Source organism: Agarivorans albus (assembly GCF_019670105.1).
GTDB lineage: Bacteria > Pseudomonadota > Gammaproteobacteria > Enterobacterales > Celerinatantimonadaceae > Agarivorans > Agarivorans albus.
Window position 1 is genome coordinate 756,591 of the sequence record NZ_AP023032.1, and the last position, 13,572, is coordinate 770,162.

Sequence of the window (13,572 nt, forward strand, 5' to 3'; positions counted from 1 at the left end):
ATGAGTGTTGTTGTTTATGCTCCAGCCTCTACGGCCAATGTAAGTGTAGGTTTCGACAGCTTAGGTGCAGCGCTTTCGCCAATTGATGGGCAACTATTAGGTGACCGAGTATTGGTTGAAGCTGCCAGCGGTGATGATGTGATCATCGAAAATGTTGGTCCATACGCACATAAACTGCCAGCCGATCCTAAACAGAACATCCTTTATGATTGCTACCACTACTTTGTTAAGCAGTATGCAGAGCATCATAGCAAGGTACTTGGCTGCGTTAAGATGACCCTAGAAAAGAACCTGCCTATTGGCAGTGGTTTGGGGTCTAGTGCGTGTTCGGTAGTGGCTGCGTTAGAGGGCTTAAATGCCTACCTTGATTCGCCATTTAATAAAGAGCAAATGCTAATTATGATGGGCGAGTTAGAAGGCCAAATTAGCGGCAGCGTGCACTACGATAACGTAGCGCCATGTTATTTAGGTGGCATGCAGCTCATGTTGCAAGAAGCCGGGGTGACTAGCCAAGCTATTCCCCATTTTGAAGATTGGTATTGGATTGTTGCCTACCCAGGCATTAATATTTCAACCGCTCAAGCACGCTCTATTTTGCCGGCGCAGTATCGCCGCCAAGACACCTTAGAATTCGGCCGTAATTTGGCAGGTTTTGTTCATGCCAGTTATAGTAAGCAGCCAGAGTTAGCCGCAGCCTTATTAAAGGACAATATTGTGGCTGAACCTTACCGTGCGAAATTGATTCCAGGATTTGATGAAGTACGCAGCTATGCAGCGCAAAGTGGTGCATTAGCCAGCGGTATTTCAGGCTCTGGGCCAACGGTTTATATTGTTACCCCAGTATTAGAACAAGCTGAGCGAACCAAGGCTTGGTTAGAACAACACTTTATTCAAAACGAAGATGGATTTTGCCATGTTTGTAAAATTGATGAGCAAGGCACACGAGTAACAGGAACGTCGCTATGAATTTATATAACTTAAAACACAACGAAGAGCAGGTGAGCTTTACTCAGGCAGTAAAACAAGGCTTGGGTAAACAGCAAGGTTTATTCTTTCCCGATAGCATTCCTGCATTTGATGATATTGATGCGGTGCTGGAACTAGATTTTCATGCCCGTTGCGCTAAATTACTTGCGGCTTTATTAGACAACGAGCTGTCTGAAGCTGAGCTATTTGACATGGTAAGCAAGGCCTTCACTTTTACTGCACCGTTAAATAAGGTGACTGAGCAAATCAGCGCGCTAGAGCTATTTCATGGTCCAACTTTAGCCTTTAAAGATTTTGGCGGCCGCTTTATGGCTCAGTGTTTAGCCAAGTTCTCTAATGGTAATAAAACCACTATCTTAACCGCTACCTCGGGCGATACCGGCGCAGCTGTGGCACATGCTTTTTATGGCATGGAAAACATTAACGTAGTGGTGCTTTACCCGAAAGGTAAGATTAGCCCACTGCAAGAAAAGCTGTTTTGTACCCTTGGTGGCAACATTACTACGGTAGCGGTAGAGTCTGATTTTGATGCTTGTCAAAGCATGGTTAAACAAGCCTTTGACGACCAAGAGCTTAAACAAGCTATTGGCCTAAACTCGGCAAATTCTATCAATATTAGCCGTTTGGTGGCGCAGGTTTGTTACTACTTTGAAGCTGCTGCACAGCTACCTAAAGCGCAACGTGAGCAACTAGTGGTTGCAGTGCCTTCGGGCAACTTTGGTAACTTAACCGCCGGTTTAATTGCTAAAGCTATGGGCTTACCGATTAAGCGTTTTATTGCTGCCACTAACGTAAACGATACGGTGCCACGTTACTTAGCGTCAGGTAACTGGGAGCCTAAACCAACACAAGCTACCTTATCTAATGCGATGGACGTGAGCCAACCAAACAACTGGCCACGTGTTGAAGAGCTGTTTAAAACCAAAGGCTGGCCGCTAAGTGACCTAGGCAAAGGGGCCATGACTGATGAGCAAACTGCTGAAGCAGTTAAAGCTCTAGATGACTTAGGTTACGTGTGTGAGCCGCATGGCGCGATTGCTTACCAGCAGCTTACCGAGCAACTAGCCGATGGCGAACAAGGTTTATTCCTGTGTACCGCTCACCCAGCTAAGTTTAAAGAAAGCGTAGAAGAGATTCTAGAACGTGAAATTGACCTACCAAAACCGCTAGCTGACCGAGCAGACTTAGACTTGTTATCTAAAGAAATGCCCGCTGATTTTGCTCAACTGCGTACTTTATTAATGAGCATCTAAGCTGATTGGCTAAACGACGTAAAACAGCGCCCTTTATGGCGCTGTTTTTGTTTGTAAAAGAAATGGTGAAAGCATGAAAGCCAGCCTGATAATTAGCATAGTGAGTGGTTTACTAAGCGCTACTACAAACGCTGAACCCAGCAATGCTTGGCACTACCAACAAAGTGCTGAGCAGCAATTGAGTTATGCGGAATTAGTTGATACATCTGGCGAAGTTAGTCTAATGTTTCGTTGTATTCATGGCGAGCTGGATAGCTTAATGCGCCTTGCAAATGGGCCTTTGCAGCCAGCGTATAACTTTATGGATTGGCAATTCACCCAGCCGCAGAATCAGCTAACTAGTTTTAATGTTCTCTATCATCACTTTGATGACGATTATTATCAGCTGGGGGCGGGGTATAACAGCTGGTTTGAGCTGTACTTTACTATTATGCAGCATTCCCAGATGCGTTGGTCGAGCAATGACTTTGCTGGCATAGAGTTTTTGTATCACGACACAGCCGCGATTAGCCAAGTGATTCAGCAATGCCCAGAGGCTTTTCAAGCTTCTTATGACGAGTTGGCTGAGAAGTTAAGCCAAGAGCTCGTTGCGGCACGTATTGCTGGTAAGCTTCAACAAGTTAATGATATCGAGCAAGCCATTGAGCAGCTGGTACATTTCGCCACTCAGTTGGCTCAATTAACGCAAGTGCCTTTGCTGATTAGTGACTAGGGTCTGTTGATCTTTGCTGATGGTTTTTGCAGTAATTTATTAGCCATTTAGGCAAGGCAGTGAGTGTGCAGTTAAGTGGGCTTAATAAACACTCGCTAACGCTGAATAAATGGCTAAGAAATGCTGCCCGAAGGGTTCGGATATGCGAACTTTACTCTTTGTTAAGCACTTCTTACTTAGCCCACTAGGCTTCTAAGTGCTCGCCGCGATTAAAGCCCGCTTATCTCGAACAAAATTTCAACACCAAAGATCAACAGACCCTAGTTAGTCAAATAAATATCGCCTAGCTATCAAGTTGATCTTTGCAGCGTTCTCACGCATATTGCAAAGATTGCTAGAACAAAATACGAAAACTATGAGTAAAGTGTTAAAAGATTTGCTCGAGCTATTAAGCTTAGAGCGCATTGAAGAAGGCCTATTTCGCGGGCATAGCCAAGATTTAGGCTTTGGGGCAGTATTTGGCGGCCAAGTAATGGGGCAGGCCTTGTCTGCCGCTAAAGAAACAGTGAGTGAAAAGCGCCAGGTTCACTCTTTTCACTCTTACTTTTTACGACCGGGCGATCCCAATCATCGTATCGTTTACGATATAGAAAGCATTCGTGATGGTCGCAGCGTATCTACTCGCCGTGTTAAAGCGATTCAATTTGGTAAGCCTATTTTCTATATGACAGCGTCTTTTCAGCAGCCGTCTACTGGTTTTGAACACCAAGATGAGATGCCTGACGTCGCAGCTCCGGAAGAACTGCAATCAGAGCAAGAGTATGCATTTCAGCTGCGTGACATGCTACCCGATGCTGTGCGTGACAAGTTCATTTGTGATAAGCCGCTAGAGATGCGTCCGGTGGAGTTTGTTAATCCTCTCCAGCCAGAAAAGCTCGCCGCTAAACGTTGTGTATGGTTTAAGGCAAATGGCCAAATGCCCGATGACGGGCGGATTCATCGTTACTTATTGGCTTATGCATCTGACTTCAACTTTTTGCCTACCGCTTTGCAGCCTCATGGACGTTCATTTATTGAGCCGCAGATGCAAACTGCAACCATTGATCACAGTATGTGGTTTCACCATGATTTTCGCTTAGATGAATGGTTATTGTATGTGGTGGATAGCCCTGCAGCATCTAATGGCCGAGGATTGGTAAGAGGGCAGTTCTTTACTAGAGATGGCAAGCTGGTGGCGTCTACCATCCAGGAAGGCGTAATTAGAGAACGAACTTAGCTTTTGTAGAGCCTAGATAACAAAAAAGCATGCCTAGGCATGCTTTTTTCGTTTTAGTTACTGAGTCTTATAGTGATTCAGTAAAAGTACGCGTAATTACGTCTTGTTGTTGCTCAGTAGTAAGAGAGTTGAAGCGAACAGCGTAACCAGAAACACGAATAGTAAGCTGCGGGTATTTCTCTGGGTGCTTAACTGCATCTTCTAACGTTTCGCGACGAAGAACGTTAACGTTTAGGTGTTGGCCACCTTCTTCGATTGGCTGAGCTTTCATTGGTACTTCGCGATATTCGATTTGACCTAGTTTATCGATGGCTACCACTTCATCTTCAGCGTATAGCTCGTCTTTTACACATAGGCAGCGAGCTTGATTTTGCTCGTTGTCTAGTAGCCAAAAAGAACCTAATAGTGCGTCGTTATCTGCTTTAGTGATTTGAATACCGGTGGTCATAACATACCTCATTAGCTAAAAGTTGTAATTTTATTACAGAATATAGCGATCCTTGAGCCACTTACGAATCATTATCGCCACTTGCTGTAACTATACTACAATTGACCTTAATCAAAAAAGGGTTTTTTTTGAATTTTATTATTATCTTTGTTGATTAAGGTTAAGTGGAGGTTTGATTGCTTGTGTTAGTGCCTTGAGCTGTGCTTGAATAAGAAATAAGCGTTTATCATTGATGTGTTATACAAGCATTTGTTTTTTATGGCTTAGTAGTTAACAAACAGTACAAACCCGCTTTTTGGCGTGTTTATCTTAAAAAGTGTGAACTGAGCGAAAAGCAAATCTGTCTAATAAACGATCTAGCGCAATAATAGTACAACGGTGAGTCCTTTATACTGATTTGAAAAGTGCTGGTTAGCCAAGGAGAAGCAATGTTACAAAGTCTTCAACAAGATCATCAAAATATCGCTAAATTGCTGAAGGTGTTAGAGCAGAAGTTGGCTCATATTCGCAATGAAAAAGCGGTTAAATATAAGTTGATCGCCCATATCATTAGCTACATGCAAGAGTACGCAGACCGTTATCACCACCCTAAAGAAGATCTTATTTATGATTACTACGTGAAATACCGTGTAGTAGAGGATGATTTATCCAATCAACTTAAGAAGCAGCATGAAAATCTTATGGCGATGACTGATGAGTTGAGCGATATCTTAGATATCATCTTGCTTGACGCAGTGGTTCCGCTGGATCAATTTAGTGACAAGCTGGAAGCCTTTATTAATGCTCAGTGGGAACACCTTAATTACGAAGAGGATGTTGTTTTTCCTGCCTTAAAGCGCCACCTTACAGCGGATGATTGGCGCGCAATTGAACAAAGCTGGCAGCACGGTAATTACGAAGACCCATTATTTGGTCACCGTGTTCATGAGCAATACAAAGCCTTGTCTGAGCGAATTAAGCTGTCTCAACCTCAAGAAGAAGAGTAAAGAGTATAATTTAAGCAAATAAAAAACCCGGCTAAAGCCGGGTTTTTTGTTTAGTATTCGTACTCTGATTGAAGATCAAAACTGTGGTCGATTGACTGTAGTTCTTTTTGTAAGCGAATCTTATCTTTAATTGCCTCAATCTCTCGCCACTTACGTTTCTTATTTGAACTGCGAGAAGATTTGCTGGTTTCAACAGTATCCAAGTCTAGCCTATCCATGGTTATCTCCTTGTATGTTGTTGCAATTTAATAAGTACCATACGAGCACAAAAAGTAAAATACTAATGTTGCAAAATAGTTACAGCGGCTCACTTTTTTAGGCTTTTTTTGCGAGATTTTCTAAGCTTTATCTGTAGTTGCTATTTGTAGTCATGGATTTTTATACCGTTAATTTATATCGATGTGAGTTTTTATCTTGTTTTTGTTATATATCAAAGCATAGTCGCGCGCAGTTCCTTAAAATCCGCGTCCATTCAAACCTAGCTTAGGTTTTTAACCAACATTATACGTAAGGTGAATCTGAACCATGAATGAGATTGTGAACTGGTTAAACGATGTGCTGTGGGGCAACTTGCTCATCTACTTGTTGTTGGGTACGGGTGTGTTGTTCACCGTAAGAACTAAATTTATTCAATTTCGCCATTTTGGCCATATGTTTTCGGTAATGAAGTCTAGCCGTAAATGTGATGCTAGTGGTATCTCCTCATTTCAAGCTTTATGTACTAGTCTTGCGGCGCGGGTAGGTACCGGTAACTTAGCCGGTGTGGCTGTTGCGGTAACCTTAGGTGGACCTGGTGCGGTATTTTGGATGTGGCTAATCGCCTTGTTGGGTATGGCAACTAGCTTTGCTGAAAGCAGCTTAGCCCAGCTTTATAAAGTAAAAGACAGCGATGGTAATTTTCGCGGTGGCCCGTCTTATTACATGGAACAAGGCTTAGGCAAGCGTTGGATGGGCGTGGTATTTGCCATCTGTCTAATTATTGCGTTTGGCTTGGTGTTTAACGCCGTACAAGCTAACTCTATCGCTTCTGCTTTGCATGAAGCATTTGGCTTTGAGAAATACCTAGTGGGCTTAGTACTGGTGATAGCGGCCGCGCTGATTATTTTTGGCGGTATTCGCAGCATCGCTCGCTTTGCTGAGTTGGTGGTGCCAGTGATGGCCTTAGCTTATGTGGTAGTGGCCTTACTGGTTGTATTGGCGAATATTCAACAAATGCCAGAGGTGTTCGGCCTTATTTTCCGCTCGGCTTTTGGTTTTGAGGAGGCTGGTGCTGGTGCTTTAGGCGCGGCGATGATGAACGGTATTAAGCGTGGCTTATTCTCCAATGAAGCTGGTATGGGTAGCGCGCCTAACGCAGCGGCCACAGCAACGCCTTATCCGCCGCACCCTGCTTCTCAGGGCTATGTGCAGATGCTTGGGGTATTTATCGACACTGTGGTGATTTGTACTGCCACTGCAGCGATTATTTTGCTTAGCCACAATGAACAACTTACTGGTGATGGCATTGCACTAACCCAGCAAGCTTTAAGTGGTCAAGTGGGTGCCTGGGGAAGCTACTTTGTAGGTATTGCGATTATTTTCTTTGCTTTCACATCGATAGTGGGTAACTACTCGTATGCAGAAACTAACTTAATCTTCTTAGAGCACAACCATAAAGCCGGTTTGTGGATCTTCCGCTTATTGGTACTAGCAATGGTAATGGTAGGCGCAGTGGTCAAAATCGACATTATTTGGAATTTAGCTGATGTATCGATGGGCTTTATGGCGCTAGTCAACCTTGTGGCTATTTTGATGCTCTCTGGTGTGGTAGTGAAACTAGCCTCTGACTACAATCGTCAGCTAGACGCCGGTAAAGTGCCAAGTTTCAACAGCGACGAGTACCCAGAATTGAAACAGCAAATAGATAAAGATATTTGGTCTGGCTCAAGTAAATAGAAGGCTTAGTTCTTCAAACAAAAAAGCCTCGATAGTATCGAGGCTTTTTATTAACTAATTTAAGTGAACTACTAGTATTGCTCGGCGCACCAGCTTTCAAAAATTAAGGCGGCGGCTAGGCTATCAACAGCGCCTTTTTCTAAGGCTTTATAACCGCCTAACTCAAATAACTTTTCTTTGGCGTCTACCGTGGTCAAGCGTTCATCTTGCATCGCTATTGGGTAGCCAAAACGGCCATGTAGGCGGTTGGCGAACTTTTTAGCTCGGTTAGTGAGATCTTGCTCGGTGCCGTCCATGTTAAGTGGCAAACCAATTACCAGTAGATCGGGCTGCCATAGCTTGAGCAGTTCTTCTAAAGTTTGCCAATTTGGAATGCCATCTTGAGCTTTGATGGCGGCCAGCGGCTTAGCTGAGCCCGTTAACTCTTGACCGATGGCAACACCAATACTTTTGGTTCCAAAGTCAAAAGCAAGGGCTGAGCGCTCTCCAGATCTGGCCATTAAGCGTGACCTACTTGGTTAGACAATTGCCAGATATCAATGCCCAAACTTTTGGCCGCGGCTTCCCAGCGTTTATGAATGGGGGTTGAGAAAATAATGTCGGTACTGGCCGGTAAGGTTAGCCAAGAGTTTTCAGCAATCTCTTGCTCCAGCTGTCCGGCTTCCCAGCTGGCATAACCAAGGGTGACGATATAATCACTGGGCTGGGAATCAGTGCCTAAGGTGTCGAGCACGTCCTTAGATGTGGTGACCATGAGCTCTTCACTCACTTTTAAGCTGCTGCTAAAGCCTTTTACCGGTGAGTGCAGCACAAAGCCTCGCTCCTGCGACACAGGACCGCCTTGATAAACCGGGCGGTCCAAATCTTCTCGGATCATTTCTACTTGGTCTTGCAGCTCTATTTGTTGCAGCAGCGATTCCACCGACAAGTCTACCGGTACATTAATCACCAGGCCCATTGCGCCTTCTTCATTATGTTCACACATATAGACTACAGAGCGCTTGAAGAAAGGGTCTTCTAAGCTCGGCATGGCGATTAAAAACTGATTCTGCAAAGTGTTCATTGCGTCCAAATTAACCCTTTTAACTACTTAGGTTGATGATTTAAGTCTAGCTTCTATTGCATCCATTAACTTACCGGTAATGGAAATATCGTAGGCTGCTTCAATTTCTTTGATACAGGTAGGGCTGGTGACGTTTATTTCAGTCACTTTATCGCCAATTACATCTAAGCCTACAAATACTAAGCCTTTTTCTTTTAGAGCCGGGCCTATGGCATTCGCGATGTGCCAGTCGCTGTCTGAAAGTGGTTGAGCAACACCTCGGCCACCTGCAGCCAGGTTGCCACGGGTTTCGCCTTTCGATGGAATGCGCGCCAAGCAATAGGGCATAGGCTCTCCATCTACAATCAAAATGCGTTTATCGCCATCTACAATCTCTGGGATGAACTTCTGCGCCATGCAGTACTCTTGACCATGATTAGTGAGAGTTTCGAGTATCACGCCAACATTTGGATCGCCTTCTTTTAGGCGAAAGATCGACGCTCCACCCATACCATCTAGTGGTTTCATGATGACGTCTTTGTGCTGCTGGTGGAAAGCTTTTAAGCGCGGCATATCACTGCTAACTAGCGTGGTTGGGGTAAACTCGGCAAACCAGGCTGTAAACAATTTCTCGTTAGCGTCGCGTAAGCTTTGCGGCTTGTTAATGATTAAGCTGCCCTCGGCTTCGGCGCGCTCCAAAATATATGTGGCGTAGATAAACTCGGTATCAAATGGAGGATCTTTACGCATTAAAATGACATCTAGCTCACTCAAGCTTTGATCCACTTCACTGCCTAATTCATACCAAGATTGCTCGTCATGTTGTACGGCTAATGGGCGCATATTAGCTGCAGCTCTGCCGCCATCTAAATAGAGATCTTGCATCTCCATATAGTAAATCTCGTAGCCGCGTGATTGAGCTTCTAGCAACATGGCGAAACTAGAATCTTTTTTGATGTTAATGTCGGCGATGGGATCCATCACGATACCAAGTTTAATGCTCATTTATGCTAAGTCTCCAAATTGACATTGCAAAGCGGTAATAGCCGTAAGGGCAGCGGTTTCGGTTCGCAGTACCCGCGGCCCTAAAATTGTCTCTTGAAACTGATGCTGATTGCAGTTCTCAATTTCTTGCTCGCTTAAGCCACCTTCTGGCCCAATAAGTAGCCTTACTCCGTGTTCAGGAGTTGGCAGGGTCTTAATGCTATATGGGGCCTTTGGGTGCAAATTCAACTTCATAGCGGCAGACTCTTCACTGGCCCATTGCTCTAGGCTTTGCAGTGGCGCTATTTCTGGCACAACACTGCGCCCCGACTGCTCACAAGCAGCAATAGCAATTTTTTGCCATTGTTGGCGCTTCTTCTCAAAGCGCTCTTGGTTGAGCTTGACCCCACAACGCTCGCTGGTGAGTGGGGTGATTTTATTTACTCCCAGCTCCACGGATTTTTGAATGGTAAACTCCATTCTGTCACCACGAGAAATCACTTGGCCTAGATGGATATGCAGAGGAGACTCGCTAGGGTTAGCGGCAACTGCGGTAATTTTCACCGACACGTGCTTCTTACTGGCGTTTTCTATTTGTGCTGCGTAGTTATTGCCATCGTTATTAAACAGCTCCAGTTGCTGGCCAGCTTCCATGCGCAGTACCCGCCCAACGTGATTGGCTGCTTCATCATCAAGCTCTGTGACCATGTTTAGCGAGAGCGGCAGAGAGTGGAAAATTCGTGGAATGCGCATGGTGAAAAATAGGCCCTTTGGGTTGTTGTATTGGTTAAGGATTTGACTGTTAAAGGATAAACCTAAAAAGTAGTTAAGCCTAGAATAGCAAAACTAGAATTACAGTTATTTTGTATTATTTGTTGATTTATATCCTGATTCCTTCATATTGTTGCTTTTGTCGATAACGAAAAGGAAATCGTGTTGTTTATTAAATGGACTTTACCTCTAGCCTCTTTATTTCTCTTTAGTGGCTGTGCGAACCTAAATCAAAATGCAGAGAGCATTGCGTTGGCTTATCAAGCTGATCCTGCATTTTCAATATCAGAAGAGACCAAGGAGCTGGTATTAAGCCATTGTAATACCAACGTGGAAACTCCTCCTTATTTACGCCAGCAATGTTATTTCAAAGGAGATGTTTTGGTTATAGAACGCAGGCTTCGTGATAAACGTAGAGGCTGGACTGCAAATTCAGTTGGTATAATGGAAAGCTGGCTTACTAAAGTTGTTTGTGACGAAAGTAATTACTTAGAGAACTCTGCACTTAACGATGGCTTAGGTTTTATGGTTGACCTTAAAGGTGGTCGTAATGGGTTACCTACGAAGGTGATTTCAAAAAAGAGTTGTATAGCGAGTGAACAAACTTAGCATTGAAAGAGTGGTTGTTGGCAGTTTCGACATTTGTAAGCAGCCCCTTTTAACACTTTATTATGACGCCGAACGCTTAATTGATGAACTTGGCAGGTACAGCGATATTCATAACTGCTTAGCTGTAGTTGTTCTAGTGAGTAGTTGTGAGTGGTAGCAGCGGGGCAGTTAAAAACTTGCTGCATTATCTGTTGCCATTCTACTCCGTGGGGTTTTACTCGGCCGTAAACCGCGTGGCAGACTAGATGAGCTACTTCGTGAGGGACGGTTTGGGCTAAAAAGTGTTGCGGTTGCTGCTGATAAAAGTGGGCGTTAAAACGCAAGCGCCATTGGCTTAAATTGGCACTGCCCGCCACTTTACTTTTTCGCGATGACAGCACAAGCTCGGGGCGCTGAAAGCTTTGCTTAAAATAGCTTTCAGCCAGCCTAAAGCACTGTTCTACTTGATGAGTTATTTGCTGCACAAATTGAATTCTTAGACTTAGCCAATAAAAAAGCCGAAAGGATAATCGTCGATTATACGCTTTCGGCTTAATTTAACGAGTGAGCAATAGCTTATAAGCCAGCTTCACTCTTTAGTAGTTCTGCTTTATCAGTCGCTTCCCAAGGGAACTCTTCACGACCAAAGTGACCGTAAGCAGCGGTTGCTTTATAGATTGGGCGTTCCAAATCTAGCATGCTTAAAATACCGTAAGGGCGCAGGTCAAAGTGCTTACGCACTAAAGCCACTAATTTGTCATCGGCAATTTTGCCAGTGCCAAAGGTGTCAATGCTGATTGAAGTCGGCTCCGCTACACCAATTGCATACGATACTTGAATCTCACAGCGATCGGCTAAACCTGCGGCAACAATATTTTTAGCTACATAGCGGCCAGCGTATGCGGCACTGCGGTCAACTTTTGAAGGATCTTTACCAGAGAATGCACCGCCACCATGACGTGCCATGCCTCCGTAGGTATCTACAATAATTTTACGACCGGTTAAGCCACAATCACCCATTGGGCCACCAATTACAAAGCGGCCAGTAGGGTTAATGTGAAACTGGGTCTTATCGTTAAGCCACTGTGCAGGTAGTACTGGCTTAATGATTTCTTCCATTACGGCTTCACGTAAATCGGCAGTAGAAATGCTGTCACAGTGCTGTGTAGACAAAACTACCGCGTCAATGCCAGTGATAATGCCATTCTCGTAAGCAAAGGTAACCTGTGATTTAGCGTCTGGGCGTAACCAGTCAAGTGTGCCATTTTTACGCACTTCTGCTTGGCGCTTAACCAGCAAGTGAGAGTAAGTAATTGGTGCAGGCATTAATACATCGGTTTCGTTGGTAGCATAACCAAACATTAAACCTTGGTCACCAGCGCCTTGATCTTCTGGGCGTGAGCGGTCTACACCTTGGTTAATGTCTGGGCTTTGTTTGCCCACAACGTTAAGCACTGCACAAGAGTCAGCATCAAAACCCATATCTGAGTGGGTGTAGCCAATGTCACGTACTGTTGAGCGAGCAAGTTCTTCGATATCAACCCAGGCTGAGGTATTGATTTCGCCGCCTACCATTACCATGCCGGTTTTTACGTAGGTTTCACAGGCTACACGTGCCTTTGGGTCTTGCTCTAAGATTGCATCCAATACTGCATCGGAGATTTGATCTGCAATTTTGTCTGGATGCCCTTCAGACACTGATTCTGAAGTAAATAAATGAGTAGCCATGTTTATATCTCGTAAATGGAATTATATACGTATGGATGTTTTACCATCTGGACGTCTATTCTAAGTGAGGGGTAAAAGATTTGCTAGCGCTTATTAATGAAAATAATTCACATTGGCAGATTAGTTTTATTGAATTTGCCCATTAATACGCAGGCTTTCAACTTTAAGATCTTAGCAAAAACTATTTTGTTGCTAATCGCTTAGCTATCTTTAGGGGCTGATGGTATGTCAGAACGGCAGATACAGAGTACTGCTTAGAAAAGCCTAAAAGTGGTGGCTGTTAGATCTTAGCTTGAACTACAAATCACTTAGCCACTTTTAAAGCGGCTAAGTGTACAAGTTTGAATGCAAGTTGCGTTATTAGGGTTTGCTCAGCTCGTGCTTAATCCAGTTACTCATGTTTTGCCTGGTTTCGAGTCCGGTTTTGCGAGCGATTTCTTCGTCACCACGCACAATTACAACAACCGGCAGAGTAGAAACTTGATACTTGCTACGAGCGGTTCTGTCTTCACTCAAGTTAATTAGCTCAATTTTTTTGTCATTCTGCTGGTTATAAAGCAGCACTAAATCAGCTTGAATTTTACTTTGGTCATTTCGGTCATGCACAAAAGAGACTAAGCGAATCGGAGGACGAGGGCTACGGGTTAAATCTAGGCACTGGCCGCCATCATCGTATTCTTTACATGACCAAACAAAGTCGTGGTACTTAAGAGTTTGCGAATAGAAGTATTGGCCAGCATCGAACTTTTTGATGCTAGGTATGTGCTTGGTGGTTTCACCATGTTCATCGCTGAAGCTTTTAATCACTCGACTATTAGCTTGGAAGGTGGTGGTGTCGGTATTTACGGCAGCAAAAACTTGACCTGAAAACCAAGCCATTATTAACAGTACAACTGGGCGGCGCATAAAAAAAATCCCTATA

The 13,572-nt window shown here is 44.1% G+C and carries 16 protein-coding genes; 7 read left to right on the forward strand and 9 right to left on the reverse strand.

The window, feature by feature from the left end; genetic code table 11:
• The 4 genes from thrB (at position 1) to tesB (ending at position 4,168) form a co-directional block, all read left to right on the forward strand.
• Positions 1-966 (forward strand): homoserine kinase, encoded by a 966-nt coding sequence (gene thrB, locus K5620_RS03650; protein WP_016400850.1) that lies wholly within the window; start codon positions 1-3, stop codon positions 964-966.
• Positions 963-2,240 carry a threonine synthase gene (thrC, locus tag K5620_RS03655; RefSeq protein WP_016400851.1) on the forward strand — a complete coding sequence of 426 codons (1,278 nt, stop codon included), beginning with the start codon at positions 963-965 and terminating at the stop codon, positions 2,238-2,240. The genes thrB and thrC overlap by 4 nt, the downstream gene beginning before the upstream one ends.
• A 73-nt stretch (positions 2,241-2,313) precedes the next feature.
• Complete coding sequence (locus K5620_RS03660) at positions 2,314-2,952, forward strand: hypothetical protein (protein WP_016400852.1); 639 nt, start codon at positions 2,314-2,316, stop codon at positions 2,950-2,952.
• A gap of 355 nt (positions 2,953-3,307) precedes the next feature.
• Positions 3,308-4,168 (forward strand): acyl-CoA thioesterase II, encoded by an 861-nt coding sequence (gene tesB, locus K5620_RS03665; RefSeq protein WP_016400853.1) that lies wholly within the window; start codon positions 3,308-3,310, stop codon positions 4,166-4,168.
• Positions 4,169-4,235: 67 nt separating this feature from the next.
• Here tesB and grcA read toward each other — a convergent pair whose 3' ends face one another.
• Complete coding sequence (gene grcA / locus K5620_RS03670; RefSeq protein ID WP_425514907.1) at positions 4,236-4,628, reverse strand: autonomous glycyl radical cofactor GrcA; 393 nt, start codon at positions 4,626-4,628, stop codon at positions 4,236-4,238.
• Between the two features lie 416 nt (positions 4,629-5,044).
• Between grcA and K5620_RS03675 the strand changes: the two genes are divergently transcribed.
• On the forward strand, positions 5,045-5,602 hold the full coding sequence (locus K5620_RS03675) for a hemerythrin domain-containing protein (RefSeq protein WP_016400855.1): 558 nt from the start codon (positions 5,045-5,047) through the stop codon (positions 5,600-5,602).
• A gap of 50 nt (positions 5,603-5,652) precedes the next feature.
• Here the strand turns inward: K5620_RS03675 and K5620_RS03680 are convergent, their stop codons facing one another.
• On the reverse strand, positions 5,653-5,820 hold the full coding sequence (locus K5620_RS03680; RefSeq protein WP_016400856.1) for a DUF3545 family protein: 168 nt from the start codon (positions 5,818-5,820) through the stop codon (positions 5,653-5,655).
• A gap of 307 nt (positions 5,821-6,127) precedes the next feature.
• On the opposite strand from K5620_RS03680, the gene K5620_RS03685 reads away from it, so the two are divergent.
• A complete protein-coding gene (locus tag K5620_RS03685; RefSeq protein ID WP_016400857.1) occupies positions 6,128-7,537 on the forward strand; it encodes an alanine/glycine:cation symporter family protein in 1,410 nt (469 codons plus the stop codon).
• Positions 7,538-7,608: 71 nt separating this feature from the next.
• On the opposite strand, the gene ruvX is transcribed toward K5620_RS03685, so the two are convergent.
• The 4 genes from ruvX to rsmE are packed head-to-tail and all read right to left on the reverse strand — an operon-like array spanning position 7,609 to position 10,316.
• Entirely contained in the window at positions 7,609-8,037 is a 429-nt protein-coding gene (ruvX, locus tag K5620_RS03690) for a Holliday junction resolvase RuvX (RefSeq protein ID WP_016400858.1), read from the reverse strand.
• Positions 8,037-8,600: a YqgE/AlgH family protein gene (locus K5620_RS03695; RefSeq protein WP_016400859.1), complete on the reverse strand. Its 564-nt coding sequence runs from the start codon at positions 8,598-8,600 to the stop codon at positions 8,037-8,039. Before K5620_RS03695 ends, ruvX begins: the two co-directional genes overlap by 1 nt.
• 27 nt (positions 8,601-8,627) lie before the next feature.
• The gene (gene gshB, locus K5620_RS03700; protein ID WP_016400860.1) at positions 8,628-9,584 is read right to left on the reverse strand and encodes a glutathione synthase; all 957 of its coding nucleotides are present in this window, start codon (positions 9,582-9,584) and stop codon (positions 8,628-8,630) included.
• Positions 9,585-10,316, reverse strand: a complete 732-nt coding sequence (gene rsmE / locus K5620_RS03705) for a 16S rRNA (uracil(1498)-N(3))-methyltransferase (protein ID WP_016400861.1) — start codon at positions 10,314-10,316, stop codon at positions 9,585-9,587.
• Positions 10,317-10,499: 183 nt separating this feature from the next.
• Between rsmE and K5620_RS03710 the strand changes: the two genes are divergently transcribed.
• On the forward strand, positions 10,500-10,943 hold the full coding sequence (locus K5620_RS03710) for a hypothetical protein (protein ID WP_040306939.1): 444 nt from the start codon (positions 10,500-10,502) through the stop codon (positions 10,941-10,943).
• Here the strand turns inward: K5620_RS03710 and K5620_RS03715 are convergent.
• The 3 genes from K5620_RS03715 to K5620_RS03725 all read right to left on the reverse strand — a co-directional run bounded on the left by K5620_RS03715 (position 10,940) and on the right by K5620_RS03725 (position 13,556).
• Entirely contained in the window at positions 10,940-11,479 is a 540-nt protein-coding gene (locus K5620_RS03715; protein ID WP_343212555.1) for a SprT family zinc-dependent metalloprotease, read from the reverse strand. The two genes, K5620_RS03710 and K5620_RS03715, sit on opposite strands and share 4 nt — an antisense overlap.
• Before the next feature lie 19 nt (positions 11,480-11,498).
• Positions 11,499-12,650, reverse strand: coding sequence for a methionine adenosyltransferase (gene metK / locus K5620_RS03720; RefSeq protein ID WP_016400864.1), 1,152 nt, complete (start codon positions 12,648-12,650; stop codon positions 11,499-11,501).
• Between the two features lie 360 nt (positions 12,651-13,010).
• Positions 13,011-13,556: a YbbN family protein gene (locus K5620_RS03725; RefSeq protein ID WP_016400865.1), complete on the reverse strand. Its 546-nt coding sequence runs from the start codon at positions 13,554-13,556 to the stop codon at positions 13,011-13,013.
• Positions 13,557-13,572: the final 16 nt, after the last annotated feature.

What these genes read in the sequence shown, in the direction of transcription:
- K5620_RS03675 (WP_016400855.1), top strand. Translation starts at nt 5,045, where the DNA reads ATGTTACAAAGTCTTCAACAAGATCATCAAAATATCGCTAAATTGCTG.
- K5620_RS03725 (WP_016400865.1), bottom strand. Translation starts at nt 13,556, where the DNA reads ATGCGCCGCCCAGTTGTACTGTTAATAATGGCTTGGTTTTCAGGTCAA.
- grcA (WP_425514907.1), bottom strand. Translation starts at nt 4,628, where the DNA reads ATGAGGTATGTTATGACCACCGGTATTCAAATCACTAAAGCAGATAAC.
- ruvX (WP_016400858.1), bottom strand. Translation starts at nt 8,037, where the DNA reads ATGGCCAGATCTGGAGAGCGCTCAGCCCTTGCTTTTGACTTTGGAACC.
- thrB (WP_016400850.1), top strand. Translation starts at nt 1, where the DNA reads ATGAGTGTTGTTGTTTATGCTCCAGCCTCTACGGCCAATGTAAGTGTA.
- rsmE (WP_016400861.1), bottom strand. Translation starts at nt 10,316, where the DNA reads ATGCGCATTCCACGAATTTTCCACTCTCTGCCGCTCTCGCTAAACATG.
- K5620_RS03660 (WP_016400852.1), top strand. Translation starts at nt 2,314, where the DNA reads ATGAAAGCCAGCCTGATAATTAGCATAGTGAGTGGTTTACTAAGCGCT.
- thrC (WP_016400851.1), top strand. Translation starts at nt 963, where the DNA reads ATGAATTTATATAACTTAAAACACAACGAAGAGCAGGTGAGCTTTACT.
- K5620_RS03695 (WP_016400859.1), bottom strand. Translation starts at nt 8,600, where the DNA reads ATGAACACTTTGCAGAATCAGTTTTTAATCGCCATGCCGAGCTTAGAA.
- K5620_RS03680 (WP_016400856.1), bottom strand. Translation starts at nt 5,820, where the DNA reads ATGGATAGGCTAGACTTGGATACTGTTGAAACCAGCAAATCTTCTCGC.
- K5620_RS03685 (WP_016400857.1), top strand. Translation starts at nt 6,128, where the DNA reads ATGAATGAGATTGTGAACTGGTTAAACGATGTGCTGTGGGGCAACTTG.
- tesB (WP_016400853.1), top strand. Translation starts at nt 3,308, where the DNA reads ATGAGTAAAGTGTTAAAAGATTTGCTCGAGCTATTAAGCTTAGAGCGC.
- metK (WP_016400864.1), bottom strand. Translation starts at nt 12,650, where the DNA reads ATGGCTACTCATTTATTTACTTCAGAATCAGTGTCTGAAGGGCATCCA.
- gshB (WP_016400860.1), bottom strand. Translation starts at nt 9,584, where the DNA reads ATGAGCATTAAACTTGGTATCGTGATGGATCCCATCGCCGACATTAAC.